14 protein-coding genes and 2 tRNA genes are annotated in these 12,869 nt (G+C 62.5%); 8 read left to right on the top strand and 8 right to left on the bottom strand.

Annotated features, from left to right (window positions below; genetic code table 11):
• The first annotated feature begins 232 nt into the window (after window positions 1-232).
• The 4 genes from HMPREF0326_RS05935 to HMPREF0326_RS05920 all read left to right on the top strand — a co-directional run bounded on the left by HMPREF0326_RS05935 (window position 233) and on the right by HMPREF0326_RS05920 (window position 4,580).
• Window positions 233-1,207, top strand: coding sequence for a tripartite tricarboxylate transporter substrate binding protein (locus tag HMPREF0326_RS05935; RefSeq protein ID WP_035072793.1), 975 nt, complete (start codon window positions 233-235; stop codon window positions 1,205-1,207).
• Between the two features lie 274 nt (window positions 1,208-1,481).
• Window positions 1,482-2,459 (top strand): tripartite tricarboxylate transporter substrate binding protein, encoded by a 978-nt coding sequence (locus HMPREF0326_RS05930; protein ID WP_008686337.1) that lies wholly within the window; start codon window positions 1,482-1,484, stop codon window positions 2,457-2,459.
• Window positions 2,460-2,591: 132 nt separating this feature from the next.
• Window positions 2,592-3,059, top strand: coding sequence for a tripartite tricarboxylate transporter TctB family protein (locus HMPREF0326_RS05925; RefSeq protein WP_009303423.1), 468 nt, complete (start codon window positions 2,592-2,594; stop codon window positions 3,057-3,059).
• A 12-nt stretch (window positions 3,060-3,071) separates the two neighbouring features.
• The gene (locus HMPREF0326_RS05920) at window positions 3,072-4,580 is read left to right on the top strand and encodes a tripartite tricarboxylate transporter permease (protein ID WP_020990304.1); all 1,509 of its coding nucleotides are present in this window, start codon (window positions 3,072-3,074) and stop codon (window positions 4,578-4,580) included.
• A 140-nt stretch (window positions 4,581-4,720) separates the two neighbouring features.
• Here the strand turns inward: HMPREF0326_RS05920 and gmhB are convergent, their stop codons facing one another.
• Both gmhB and HMPREF0326_RS05910 read right to left on the bottom strand, forming a co-directional pair.
• Window positions 4,721-5,284, bottom strand: a complete 564-nt coding sequence (gmhB, locus tag HMPREF0326_RS05915) for a D-glycero-beta-D-manno-heptose 1,7-bisphosphate 7-phosphatase (RefSeq protein WP_008686340.1) — start codon at window positions 5,282-5,284, stop codon at window positions 4,721-4,723.
• A gap of 55 nt (window positions 5,285-5,339) precedes the next feature.
• Window positions 5,340-5,840 carry a (R)-mandelonitrile lyase gene (locus HMPREF0326_RS05910; protein ID WP_008686341.1) on the bottom strand — a complete coding sequence of 167 codons (501 nt, stop codon included), beginning with the start codon at window positions 5,838-5,840 and terminating at the stop codon, window positions 5,340-5,342.
• A 147-nt stretch (window positions 5,841-5,987) separates the two neighbouring features.
• Between HMPREF0326_RS05910 and HMPREF0326_RS05905 the strand changes: the two genes are divergently transcribed.
• Window positions 5,988-6,191 (top strand): cupin, encoded by a 204-nt coding sequence (locus HMPREF0326_RS05905; protein ID WP_008686342.1) that lies wholly within the window; start codon window positions 5,988-5,990, stop codon window positions 6,189-6,191.
• Between the two features lie 224 nt (window positions 6,192-6,415).
• Window positions 6,416-7,357, top strand: a complete 942-nt coding sequence (locus HMPREF0326_RS05900) for a DMT family transporter (RefSeq protein WP_020990303.1) — start codon at window positions 6,416-6,418, stop codon at window positions 7,355-7,357.
• An 83-nt stretch (window positions 7,358-7,440) separates the two neighbouring features.
• Here the strand turns inward: HMPREF0326_RS05900 and HMPREF0326_RS05895 are convergent, their stop codons facing one another.
• From HMPREF0326_RS05895 to HMPREF0326_RS05885, 3 genes are all read right to left on the bottom strand, one after another.
• The gene (locus HMPREF0326_RS05895; protein WP_008686344.1) at window positions 7,441-8,361 is read right to left on the bottom strand and encodes a DUF2333 family protein; all 921 of its coding nucleotides are present in this window, start codon (window positions 8,359-8,361) and stop codon (window positions 7,441-7,443) included.
• Window positions 8,362-8,560: 199 nt separating this feature from the next.
• Window positions 8,561-8,637: transfer RNA gene (locus tag HMPREF0326_RS05890), tRNA-Pro, on the bottom strand.
• Window positions 8,638-8,681: 44 nt separating this feature from the next.
• Window positions 8,682-8,757, bottom strand: a tRNA-His gene (locus tag HMPREF0326_RS05885).
• 157 nt (window positions 8,758-8,914) lie between these two features.
• Here HMPREF0326_RS05885 and murA point away from each other — a divergent pair.
• Together murA and HMPREF0326_RS05875 are read left to right on the top strand one after the other, a co-directional pair.
• Window positions 8,915-10,165, top strand: coding sequence for a UDP-N-acetylglucosamine 1-carboxyvinyltransferase (gene murA / locus HMPREF0326_RS05880; protein ID WP_009303419.1), 1,251 nt, complete (start codon window positions 8,915-8,917; stop codon window positions 10,163-10,165).
• 73 nt (window positions 10,166-10,238) lie between these two features.
• Window positions 10,239-10,940, top strand: coding sequence for a BON domain-containing protein (locus HMPREF0326_RS05875; RefSeq protein ID WP_020990302.1), 702 nt, complete (start codon window positions 10,239-10,241; stop codon window positions 10,938-10,940).
• Between the two features lie 83 nt (window positions 10,941-11,023).
• Here HMPREF0326_RS05875 and HMPREF0326_RS05870 read toward each other — a convergent pair whose 3' ends face one another.
• From HMPREF0326_RS05870 to HMPREF0326_RS05860, 3 genes are all read right to left on the bottom strand, one after another.
• On the bottom strand, window positions 11,024-11,740 hold the full coding sequence (locus HMPREF0326_RS05870) for a class I SAM-dependent methyltransferase (RefSeq protein WP_020990301.1): 717 nt from the start codon (window positions 11,738-11,740) through the stop codon (window positions 11,024-11,026).
• Between the two features lie 213 nt (window positions 11,741-11,953).
• Complete coding sequence (locus tag HMPREF0326_RS05865) at window positions 11,954-12,241, bottom strand: hypothetical protein (RefSeq protein WP_008686347.1); 288 nt, start codon at window positions 12,239-12,241, stop codon at window positions 11,954-11,956.
• Between the two features lie 98 nt (window positions 12,242-12,339).
• A complete protein-coding gene (locus HMPREF0326_RS05860) occupies window positions 12,340-12,867 on the bottom strand; it encodes a hypothetical protein (protein ID WP_008686348.1) in 528 nt (175 codons plus the stop codon).
• Between the last annotated feature and the right edge of the window lie 2 nt (window positions 12,868-12,869).

Here is a 12,869-nt window from a genome sequence, read left to right as displayed (position 1 = left end):
CTTTTCCATACGGCCGCCTTCGGCGCTTGCACTTTTTCCTCCAGGGGCGGAAACGACTCAACGCAATGCGGCTTTCGTGTTGCATCGCAACATGACGGCAAGCCAAGGCATTTGTCAATCGGCTATATTGTAGTCTATATTAGTTGAGGCAGGTCTTATGCAGGCCTGTGGAGTGCAGGTTTTTTCCCGGCGCGCGTCGGCGCGTCATACTCTCAATTCTAAGGAAGAGGTTATGAAATCCGCTCTGATCTGTCTCATGCTTCTGGCGGCAGGCGCCGTGTTCGGCTCGAACACGCAGGCCGCGCCGACGTTTCCCGAAAAGGAAATCACCATCATCGTGCCCTATTCCGCAGGCGGCGAAAGCGACATGACGGCGCGCAAGATCGCGGAAATCGCGGGCAAACTTCAGGTTTTTTCCCAGCCGGTCATTGTGGTCAACATGCCCACCGCCAATACCCGCGACGCCCTGCGCCATGTGGCGGGCAGCAAGCCTGACGGGCACACCCTGCTTTTGCACCACACCACGTTTCTGAGCGCGCACGCCCTGGGCACCGTGCCCTATTCCTACAAAGATTTCGCCATGATCGGCCAATCGCTGATCACGCCCAACTGCCTCATCGCCCGTGCGGACGCGCCCTGGAAAAACGGCACGGAACTGCTGGCTGCGGCCCGAAGCGACAAACCCATTGTGGCGGGCACTTCCACTATCGGCGGCTACGGGCACACCATTTTTGAATTTTTCATGAACGCCACCAAAAGCCGCGACAAGTTCAAAACCATCTTCTTCGGCAGCACCACGGAATCGGCCACCGCCCTCCAGGGCGGCAAGATCGACATCCGGTCCCAGCCCACGGGCGGCGCCATGAACGCGGTCAAAGCCGGAGACAGCAAGATTCTGATCCTCCTGACCGAAAAGGGCATGCCCCAGTTCCCGGGCGTGGAAACCCTGGGTTCTCTCGGCGTCACTAACATCCCCATGCAGCGCCAGGGTCTCTGGGCTCCCAAGGACACGCCGCCCGCCGTGCTGGACCAGTTGGGCGCGGCCTTGGAAAAAATCGTCAATTCACAGGAATTCCAGGACTTCGCGGCGAGCAAGGCCATGATCGCGGAATTCATCCCCCGCGACCAATGGATCAAGTATTACCAGGCCGACGAAAAGGTATATGACCAGATAGCCGCTGACATCAAGAAGGCGGCCAAAAAGTAGACTGTTCCCCTCCGACTTCCGGCATATACCGCATAGGCCGGAAACGGAACCTTTCTTTCCACGGGTGGAGGCATGCGGAGACCGCATGCCCCCGCTTTCTCTATCGGCCCATGCCGCGTCGGGAGGCCGCCATGGTTTTTCTCACGCCCTGACTCTGTTGACAGCCGTCCTGCCCTGCCTCTTTTGAGGCAGATCCCATGCAGGCCTGTGAAGTGCAGATTTTTTTCCCGACGCGGTCGGCGCGTCATAACTCTATCAATTCAAGGAAGAGGTTATGAAATCCGCTCTGATCTGTCTCATGCTTCTGGCGGCAGGCGCCGTGTTCGGCTCGAACGCGCAGGGCGCGCCGACGTTTCCCGAAAAGGAAATCACCATCATCGTGCCCTATTCCGCAGGCGGCGAAAGCGACATGACGGCGCGCAAGATCGCGGAAATCGCGGGCAAATTGCAACTTTTTTCCCAGCCGGTCATTGTGGTCAACATGCCCACCGCCAATACCCGCGACGCCCTGCGCCATGTGGCGGGCAGCAAGCCCGACGGGCACACCCTGCTTTTGCACCACACCACGTTTCTGAGCGCGCACGCCTTGGGCACCGTGCCCTATTCCTACAAAGATTTCGCCATGATCGGCCAATCGCTGATCACGCCCAACTGCCTCATCGCCCGTGCGGACGCGCCCTGGAAAAGCGGCACGGAGTTGCTGGCCGCCGCGGCCCAAAGCGACAAGCCCATTGTGGTGGGTACTTCCACTATCGGCGGTTACAGCCACACTATTTTTGAATTTTTCATGAACGCCACCAAAAGCCGCGACAAGTTCAAAACCGTCTTCTTCGGCAGCACCACGGAATCGGCTATGGCCCTCCAGGGCGGCAAGATCGACATCCGTTCCCAGCCCACGGGCGGCGCCATGAACGAGGTCAAGGCCGGGGACAGCAAAATTCTGATCCTTCTGACCGAAAAGGGCATGCCCCAGTTCCCGGGCGTGGAAACCCTGGGCTCTCTCGGCGTCACCAACATCCCCATACTGCGCCAGGGTCTCTGGGCTCCCAAGGACACGCCGCCCGCCGTGCTGGACCAGTTGGGCGCGGCCTTGGAAAAAATCGTCAATTCACAGGAATTCCAGGACTTCGCGGCGAGCAAGGCCATGATCGCGGAATTCATCCCCCGCGACCAATGGATCAAGTATTACCAGGCCGACGAAAAAGTATATGACCAGATAGCCGCTGACATCAAGAAAACGGCCAAAAAGTAAACTGCTCCCCCTCCGGCTTCCGGCATATACCACACAGGCCGGAAGCCGAACTTTTCTTTCCACGGGCGGAGGCATGCGAAGGCGGCATGCCCCCGCTTTCTCCATCGGCCCATGCCGCGCCGGGAGGTCACCATGGTTTTTCTCGAGCCCTGCATCCTGCTGACAGCCGCCCTGCTCAGCCTGCTCTGTCTCTTTTACCCCACGGAGGGCGCGGGCTTCGTCGCCTCGTCGGACTATCTGGGGCCGGACGGCTTTCCCACGGCGGTCTGCGTTCTGCTGCTGGCGGCCTGCGGCCTGCGCCTGGTTCTCTGGTTCAAGGAACGCAAGGCCCTGCTCGGGCAGCGGCTGTTCGCCGCCACGGAACAGCGCACCCTCTTCGGCAAAACGTTTCTGATGATCCTTCTTTTCATTCTCTCCTTCATCCATGTGGGTTTTTACGCTACCATCCTGGTCTATTTCGCCGTCTTTCCCCTGTTGCTGGAAGGGGTCAAAAACGTCAGACCGGCGGCCCTGGCCGCCTATGCCGGTGGCCTGGCCCTGACCTGCTGGGTCATTTTCCGCTGTTTCAAGATTTATCTGCCCGAACCGCTGTTGTTTTAAGCTGGAGCCCCCATGAATATTCTGGACGCACTCTGGGCGGCGCTTGACCCCCTCACGTTTCTGCTTGTTTTCCTGGGCACGCTGTTCGGCCTGATTTTCGGCGTGATCCCCGGCCTGACGGCCATTCTGGCCATTGTGCTGCTGATTCCCCTGACCTACGGCATGGACGCCCTGATGGCCATTGCCATGCTGATCGGCGTATATATCGGCGGCATTTCCGGCGGTCTGGTCACGGCCATCCTGCTGGGCATGCCGGGCACCCCGGCCTCCATCGCCACCACGTTCGACGGCTTTCCCCTGGCCCAAAAGGGCGAGGCGGGCAAAGCCCTGGGCGTGGGCATTACCAGCAATCTGGTCGGCTGCATGATCGGCTGGCTGGCGCTGATCCTGCTGGCGCCCTTTTTCGCGCGCATCGCCGTGGCCTTCGGGCCGGTGGAATACGTGGCGGTGATCATCTTCGGCTTCACCACCGTGATCAGCCTGTCCGGCAACACGCCCAGCAAGGGCCTGATCGCCTGCCTGCTGGGCCTGCTCTGCTCAATCATCGGCATGGACCCGGCCACCGGCATGATGCGCAACACCTTCGGCTTCACCGTGCTGGACGGCGGCATTTCATCCATACCGGCCATGATCGGCCTGTTTGTGCTCACCCCGGCTTTTCGGGAAGTGGAGCAGTGCACGCGGAAATACATCATTCCGCGCAGCAATCTGAAAAATATCTCCATGTCCCGGACGGAACTGCGCCGGTCGCGCGGCAATTTTCTGCGCTCCGGCATCATCGGCGTGCTTATCGGCATTCTGCCGGGCATCGGCGGCACCCTGGCCAACTTCGTGGCCTACGACCAGGCCAAGAAGCACGCGCCCCGCCCCGATACCTTCGGCACCGGCGACATTCAGGGCATCGTGGCTTCGGAGACGGCCAACAACGCCGTTATCGGCGGCACCCTGATCCCCCTGCTGGTACTCGGCATTCCGGGCGACGCGGTCACCGCCGTTTTGCTGGGGGGGCTCCAGCTCCACGGCATCGAACCGGGGCCCCTGCTGATGCGCGACAACCCGCAGTTGCTCTACGGCATCTTCGCCTATTTCCTGGTGGCGTCCCTGTTCATGTTTGTGCTGATGTTCGCGGCCGGTGCGCGGATTTTCCCGATGATCCTGCGCATCAGCAAAACCTGGCTGCTGCCGGTGGTGATCATGGCCAGCCTGGTGGGCTGCTACAACATTTCCTACGCCACACGGGATCTCTGGATCAGCTTCGCCTTCGGGGTCATCGGCTATTTTCTGCAAAAAGCCGGATATCCCCTGGTGCCCTTGGTCATTTCCCTGGTGCTGGGCCTGATGTTTGAAAAGCAACTGCGTCTGGCCCTCTCCCTCACCGACGGCAGCCTGCTCCCCTTCCTGCAGTCGCCCTATGCCCTGCTGTTTCTGGCGCTGGCCCTGTTTTCCGTGCTCTGGTCCTGGTGGAAGGCCCGGCGCATGGCGGCCCCGATAAAGGTCGCTCGCGGCGGCCGCGCGGACTAGAGCGGATTCACTTTGAAATTTTACAAATTTCAAAGTGAAATTGCTCTGAGAGCCGCCGGAAAATTCTTTCCGGCAAGCCGCTGTTGCAAAACCGCCCGGCGCAGGGAACAGCGCCGGGCGGTTTCTTTCAAAAATTCCTTTCAGGAATGTTGTGCCAGAATATGCGCGCAGGCGGCGGGCAGGTCCGGCAGCACAGGCACTTGCGGCAATACCGCCCGCGCCTGCGCCGCCTCATGCTCCCCCCAGCCGGTGCGCAGCAGCACGGCCCGGCACCCGGCGGCCAGTCCGGCCTGGGCGTCGCGCAACCGGTCACCGACCATCCAGGAGGCCGCCAGGTCAATAGCCAGATCGCGGGCGGCGCGCAGCAGAAGGCCGGGCGCGGGTTTGCGGCAGTCGCACGGGCCGGTGATCTCCGGCAGATGCGGGCAGGAATACCAAGCGTCCGGAACCGCGCCCAAAGGAGCCAGCCGGGCATCGACCCAGCGCTCCAGGGCGTGCAGCTCCGCCGGGCCGAACATGCCCCGCGCGATGCCCGACTGGTTGCTGGCGACCACCAGCAGCCACCCGGCGGCCTTGAAACGGGCCAGGGCCTCAGGCACGCCGGGCAGCCAGCGCCAGTCTTCCACGCGGTGCACGTAGCCCGTATCCAGATTGAGGGTGCCGTCACGGTCCAGGAAGACCGCGCGGCGCAATGCGGTGCTCATGCGCCCATGCTACCCGCCCGGCCGGACCGGGTAAAGCCCGCCGGGAAAGCCGGTTCTACCTGCTCACGGGACGGCTGTACTCCGCATCGCTGACCTTTTCATGCCACACGGCGTTTTTGCCGTCCTTCACGCCGGTAAGCGCCATGTGGGTCATGGCGACATGGGGCGCGGCACCGTGCCAGTGGCGCACATTCGGGGGGCAACGCACCACGTCCCCGGCCCGGATTTCCACGACCTTGCCATCAGACGTGCCGGTCAGGCCCACGCCGGAAATCACCACCAGGGTCTGCCCGGCGGGGTGCTCGTGCCAGGCCGAGCGCGCGCCCGGCTCAAAGGTGACATAGGCTCCCGACACATTGGCGGCGGCATTGTCCGGAAACAAGGGATCAATGCGCACAGTGCCCGTGAACCAGGCCTCCGGTCCCTTGGCCGAGGCCTGCGTTCCGGCGCGAACGACGCTCTGCCCGGCGCTGGACGCGGTGTCGGCGGCCCGCGCCGCACCCACGGACGCCCCGGCCAGCACAAAGGCGAAAAAGGCGATGGCAATACGTTTCATGAGTATACTCCTTTGCGGCGGATTCCGGGAAAAGCTCCCTTTTCCGCGATACTAGCCGCCGGGCGGGCGGGGCGGAATATCCGATCCTCGCAAAAAACTGCCTGATCCTTTCGGCGGCGCGAAGACCCACCTCGGCAGGCAATCGCCATGCTTCTTTCCTCCGGCTGCCGGACCTCGGCAATTGAAGAGGCGCGCCCCGGCGACACGGCCTGGTTTACGCCGCAGGTCCGGCACTGGCACGGGGCCGCGCCGCATACGTCCATGACGCATATTTCCGTGGCCGAGGAAGCGAACGGCACGGCCGTGGACTGGCAGGAAAAAGTCATTGACGCGCAATACGCCGGATGTTGAACGGCAAGGCCATGCCGCGGGAAAAGCCTTGCCACATTGCCGGATTCGAGCCACCTTGGCGCGACGGAGGCCGACCCCGTCGCTTCCATGTAGTTTCTGGAGCGGATTCGCTTTGAAATTGTGCCGATTTCAAAGCTGAAATGTCCTGGACAGTTGTACGCCATCCTGGCCCGGAGCGCCCGCCGCCCGGTCCGGGATACCCCTTGAATTCCGGAGAGTCGGGCATGCAGCTCGGAACACAATTGAAGGGCCTTCTTCTGGCCCTGACCACCGCGCTTTTCTGGGGCACGCTGCCCATTGCGCTCAAGCAGGTGGTGACCACGGTGGACCCCATGACCATTGTCTGGCTGCGCTTCAGCACCGGCGCGCTCTGGCTGTGGCTCTGGCTGCCCCGCACGGACGCCCGACGCCCCCGATTCGGCGTGTACGAAAGGCGCATTATTCTGCTGCTGGGCATCGCGGCCGCCGGCCTGGGCGGCAATTTCGTACTGTTCAACGCCTCCGTGGCCTATCTGAGCGCGTCCGCCACCCAGATCATCGCCCAGGCCGGACCCATGCTCCTGATGCTGGGCAGCGTCGTGGTGCTGCGGGAGCCGTTGCGCCGCATCCAGGTCAGCGGGGTCGCCACCCTGCTTCTCGGATTCGGACTCTTCTTCAATGAACGTCTGGCTGACCTCCTCCGCTTCCGGGAAGGCTACGGGCTCGGCCTGGCGCTCGGCCTCACCGCCGCCGTGGTCTGGGCCGTTTACGGCGTGACCCAGAAAATTCTGCTGCGCGAAATGGCCCCACCCCGGATCATGCGGGCGCTCTACACCGTCTGCGCGCTGGCCCTGACCCCCTTTGCCGCGCCGCAGAGCCTCCTGCGCCTAGACGCGCTCCAGAGTATCTGCCTGGCCTACTGCTGCCTGAACACCCTGGTGGCCTACGGGGCGTTCAGCCGGGCCATGGCCTGCTGGCACACGGCCAAGGTCAGTGCGGTCATCACCTTGACGCCCCTGTTCACCCTGGTTTTCGCCAAGCTCTTCCATCTGCTCGGGCCGGCCTTTTTTCCGGCCGACCCGCTGAACTGGCTGAGCTACGGCGGCGCGCTGGTGGTGGTCTGCGGGGCCGGGCTCATTGCCGTGGGCCCGCTGCTGCATCCCCTGGCCTTGTTTCACCACCGCTGAACCGCAGGACAAAATGCACAGGGCGCGCGGATCATCCCGGCGATGATCCGCGCGCCCTGTTTGCGTCAGGCAATGGCAGCGCGTCAGATGCGGATGCTGTCGCGGATGTCTTCCAGGCGGGCCTTGGCGAACATCAGATAGGACAGGATCAGCTCGCCGGAGTTGAAGGACGAGGTAATGTAAAGCGGGTCATAGGTGCAGATGCGATTCAGGCAATCCATGGCGGCGGCCATGTTGCTCTCGTTGTTCTTGGCCCGGATCTCGGGATACAGAACATACAGGGTATTGATGAAGTCCCGCAGCACCAGCGCTATGCCCTGCACTTCGTAGATGCGGTTGTCCAACTCATAGAAAGGCATGTTCTGGGCGTTTTCCAGCAGGCCCAGGGCATAGCCCAGCATGTTCTCGCCCGTGACCGTGACAAAGGAGGCGTACAGGTCGTCGGTGCGGCAATTGTAGACGCCCGTGCCCTTGTCCAGCGAGTCTTTGTACTGTTCCAGCAGCTTGAGGCCCTTTTTGTAGGAGCCCTCGGCCGAGGGGAACATGAAGCTGCGCGGGTCCATGGCAAAGCTGTTGATGCGCGCCTTGTAGAGAAATTCGCTTTCGCGGTCGCTGGAGCCCAGTTTGGCGATCTGGCTGGAATAGAGATCCAGCAGGAATTTTGTGGCGTGATATACGCCGTACTGGCGGTATGCGCGGTTATCCAGCACGAAACGGTTGAAGACGATGTCGTTGAAGCTCCAGCCGAAGGGGGAGTTCAGTTCGTAGCGTAGCTGATGGGTAATGGCGTCCAGCAGGATTTTGCCTTTTTCATTGTCGGAGAGCTGGTCGGCATTCTCCGGCAAGGCCACGGGGTCCGGGAAGGTGGTGGTGTCCACCATGGCATAAACGCGCTGCAGGCCCCAGACCACAACCAGAATGCCCACCAGAAGGCAAGCCTGCACGGCCAGGGTTTTCAGCACAACGCGCATTTTCAACACAGTGGGAAGTTCAGGCAGCTTCATGAAAAAAATCCTCGCTTGAGAGACGGTGACGTGCGCCGCTCCGGCTGAACGGCATTGCCTTATCATATAGGACCTATCGGCCCATGCGGAAGGGGTGGGCCTGAAAAAAACATCGCCCCGGCCTGAAAACCCGGCTTCCGCGCCGGGCACATCACGACAAAAGGGCCTATCCGCAACGGATAAGCCCTTTCGGCAAATTTGGTCGGAGCGAAAGGATTCGAACCTTCGACCCCCTGCTCCCAAAGCAGGTGCGCTACCAAGCTGCGCCACGCTCCGAATGAAAACCCCGCGTCGTGGCTAACGGACGCGGGGCAAATTTATGGGGCGAAAGATGGGACTTGAACCCACGGCCACCTGGGCCACAACCAGGTGCTCTACCAACTGAGCTACTTCCGCCACAGGGAGATCTCTATACGCGGAGACCGACCGTTTGGCAAGTAATTTTTCCAACGGGCGACTCTGGATTTTCTTTAGAAAAAAATCTACGCTGACGGCGTTTCCCCCATCACGGACGGCCCCGGCATTGCCCGTCCCAACAGCCCCTTGGAGAATTATGGACAAGCTGGTCATTGAAGGCGGCGTGCCGCTCACCGGCAGCATCGACGTCAGCGGTTCCAAAAACGCCGCCCTGCCCATTCTGTTCGCTTCCATCCTGCTGAGCGAGCCGGTCACATACACCAATGTGCCGGATCTGCGCGACATCCACACCACGCTCAAGCTGCTGGACATGCTGGGCTGCCCCTGTTCCTATCAGGATCGGCGGGTTGAGGTGACGCCGGGCGATCTGCGGCCCGAAGCCCCTTACGACCTGGTGCGCACCATGCGGGCCTCGGTGCTCTGCCTGGGGCCGCTGCTGGCGCGCATCGGCCAGGCCCGCGTGGCCCTGCCCGGCGGCTGCGCCATCGGCGCGCGCCCTGTGGACCAGCACCTCAAGGGCCTGGAGCAGATGGGCGCGCGTTTCGAACTGGAAGAAGGCTATATCATCGGCCGCTGCCGCAAGCTCAAGGGCGCGCACATCACCTTTGACCTGCCCACGGTGGGCGGCACGGAAAATCTGCTCATGGCCGCCGTCCTGGCCGAAGGCGAAAGCATTCTGGAAAACGCGGCCCGCGAACCGGAAGTGGTGGATCTGGCCAACTTTTTGCTGGCCTGCGGCGCGCGCATCGAGGGCCAGGGCACGAGCTGCCTCCGCGTACAGGGCGTAAGCAGCCTGCACGGCGCGGAATATGCCGTCATGGCCGACCGCATCGAGGCGGGCACTTTTCTGGTGGCCGCGGGCATCACCGGCGGCGAACTGCTGCTGCGCCACTGCCCTTTTGCCGAGCTGGAGGCAGTGATCCTCAAACTCCAGAGCATGGGCATGGACATCACGGCCACGCCCGACGGCGTGCTGGCCAAGTGCGGCTGCCCCCCGCGCGGCGCGGACATCACCACCCAGCCCTACCCCGGCTTTCCCACGGACATGCAGGCCCAGATCATGGCCCTGATGTGTCTGGCCGACGGGGCCAGCGTAGTGGAGGAAAGCATTTTTGAAAATCGTTTCATGCACGTGCTGGAGCTGATGCGCATGGGCGCGCAGATCAAGGTTTCCGGGCACACGGCCATGGTGCGCGGGGTGAGCCGTCTGACCGGCGCGCCGGTCATGGCCTCGGACCTGCGGGCCAGCGCGTCCCTGGTGCTGGCCGGTCTGGCCGCGCGCGGCGTCACCGAGGTGCGGCGCATCTACCATCTGGATCGCGGCTACGAGCGCATTGAAAACAAGCTCAACGCCGTGGGCGCGCGCATCCGCCGCGAAGCCGAGTAAGCTCGATTCCGGACAGGATATTGAACACATTTATCCGGCACATGAAATAAGCCGCGCCCGGAGGAGGAACACTATGCGACGTCTGGCCCTTGTTCTGCTGCTGGCCGCCCTGGCGGCCCTCAACGGCTGCGCCTACAGCGCCTACGGCCTGTATGACGACCAGCGGCTCATGGATACCATCACCGACGACAAAACTCTGGCTACCAGCATCAAGACCGCGCTGATGAACGAAAACTTCAGCGGCGGCTGGTCCATTGCCGTCTATTCCTACTACGGCAACGTCTTCCTGGTGGGCGAAGTGCCCCAGAACATGCAGGGCAAGGCCTTGGCCATCGCCCGCCGCTACAAGCCGCGTTCCGTGACGCCGCACTGGTTCTCTCCGGCCAAGAGCGATACCAGTAACTTCGCCCTGGCCGCCTCGCTGCGCACCGACCTGATCGGGGCCAAAGGACTGTCCTCCACCCGTATCGACACGGAGGTCAATGCCGGGCGCGTGGTTCTGCTGGGCGTGGTCAAGGACGACGAGGAAAAACAGATCGCCATCCGTACCGCGCGCAAGGTCAAGGGCGTGACCTCGGTGACCAGCTATCTGATGCTGCCCCAGCGGCCGAGCAAAGCCCCGGCGGAGGCGGACGCGCAGACCAGCGCGCAGGCGGGCCGGGAAGGCGTGGGCGAACGGGAGCTGCCCCCGGCCCGGACTCCGGCCCAACAGCCCGCCCAGGCCACGCCTCCGGCGCAACCCCAGGCCGCGCCGTCCCAACCGGTGAACATATAAGCTCTGAACAACACTGATACGTGAAGGGGACGCGGCATGGCCGCGTCCCCTTCACGTATCAGTGTTCCCTTGATTTACTCCTTCTACCTGCTTTCCAGCAGATATACGGCCCTCTGCGGGCGCGCGCGCAGCAGCGTATGCCGCACGATGCTGAAGCCGTGGCGCGCGGCGATATTCTCCATTTCTTCACGGGAAAGCCGGAAAGTATATTCCGAAGGCCTGCGCCGCAGCGGGGGAAGATGCCTGTCGCGTGTGTGGAACTCATTGTCGGTAACGCGGTTGTAGGAGGCGTCAACCACGTCGCAGACAATTTTTCCCCCGGTGTTCAGGCAGGACCGGTAGGTACGCAAAAAACTTTCCATGGAAGCTCCGGGAATGTGATACAGCCAGTTGACCGAAAGAATGGCGTCCACGCGCCGGGGCGGACGCGTCGGCGCAAGGCCGTCATCCTGCCAGACATCAAGGCTCGCTCCGGTCTGGCGGGAAAGGCTGCGGCAAAGTGCGACGACTTCGGCGGAAATATCGGCTCCCTGCAAGCGGGTGAAGCCCTGTTGCGCCAGCCAGAGCAGATTCGCGCCGCTGCCGCATCCTGGTTCGAAGATGCGCGCGTCGCGGGGCAGGCTGTCGGCCAGCCAGCCGCAGGCGATGCAGACATGCCGCCGCCAGATACGTTTTTTAATGGCATAAATGTGCCATGCCTCCGCATGGCAGCGCTCAACAAAATTTTCCAGCCCGGCAATGCGGACTGTGTGGGAAAACGGCCATCTGTCGCGAATATATCCGGAAAGCGCCGTAAGCATTGGAATCTCCTTTTCAAGCACAAACTGCACCGGGGGGCGGCGCGGGCGCGCGACAAGACTTCCACCGGGTTCTGACGCGGGCCGAGACGGGCCGCGAGCCCCGAAAGAAATCGACGCGTGAACCGCGCGGAGCGCCGCGCTCATACGGAGGAAAGGAAACCGGTCGCCGATGGATGCCGCGAAAGAAGAAGGCTCGCGGCACGGCAATGGGGGCTATTCCGGAGGATGGTCCAGAGAAAAAACAGGATGGGCGGGAGGAACGGGAAAACCGGCTTCGCCGACACGGAAGACGACGGTCCGCCTGAGAAGAACCGGCACGGACGCGGAGGCCTCATCACCGGGCAGGGGAACGATATAGTGGTGTGAGCTCTCGTCATGACTTTGCGTGACATACTGCCGTCCTTCGCTGAACAGCGTGAAGGGCGTGCAAAACGTCAGCAGCAGGACAACAAGAACGGCCCGCGCAACCATGCGCAGGCTGCCGTCATTCCATTTTGGCATATTACGAATAAACGTGATACTCCAATCTATGTCAATGATTTTTCAGTATAAATTATTTTACACAGCGTGAAGCAAACACGTCGCCACAGTGCAGATACTCAGCCCTTTCGTCGCAGCAACGCCCCGCCCAGGCGACGCACGGCGGCGTCCGGTTCGGCATTCAGCCCGGCCCAGGCCGCAGCGGCATGGGCCAGCACCCGCCCGACCAGATCCAGGGCGTCCTCCGCGCCGTCCACCCAGACGCTGACCGCGCCGTGCAGCATGAGGCCCGGCCCTTCCAGCGGGCCCCGGATGCCCAGCACCGGCACTCCGGCTCCGGCGGCCAGACCCACTTCCACTCCGGCATCCTGGCCTGACGCGCCGTAGTAGATCACCAGATCCGCCGTAAGGCAGGCATTGCGGCAAAACGCATAGACCTGGCCGCCGTCCCGGTCCGTATCCATCCAGATGCGGCGCTCCGCCGGGGTCAGGCCCGGCGGGGGCACGGCCTTTTCAGTCCAGTCCAGCATACGGCAGCCCAAGGCGCGCAATTCACGGCCCAGCAGACGAACGCCGTGCTTGTGTTTGAAGGAACCGGCCACGTAGATGGTCAACGGGGCTTCGGAAGAAAATTCAGGCAAAGGCATGC

This window comes from Desulfovibrio sp. 3_1_syn3, from assembly GCF_000145315.2.
GTDB classification, from domain to species: domain Bacteria; phylum Desulfobacterota; class Desulfovibrionia; order Desulfovibrionales; family Desulfovibrionaceae; genus Desulfovibrio; species Desulfovibrio fairfieldensis.
The sequence above is the reverse complement of the archived record's forward strand: the minus strand, read 5'-3'. Positions and strand labels throughout refer to the sequence as shown.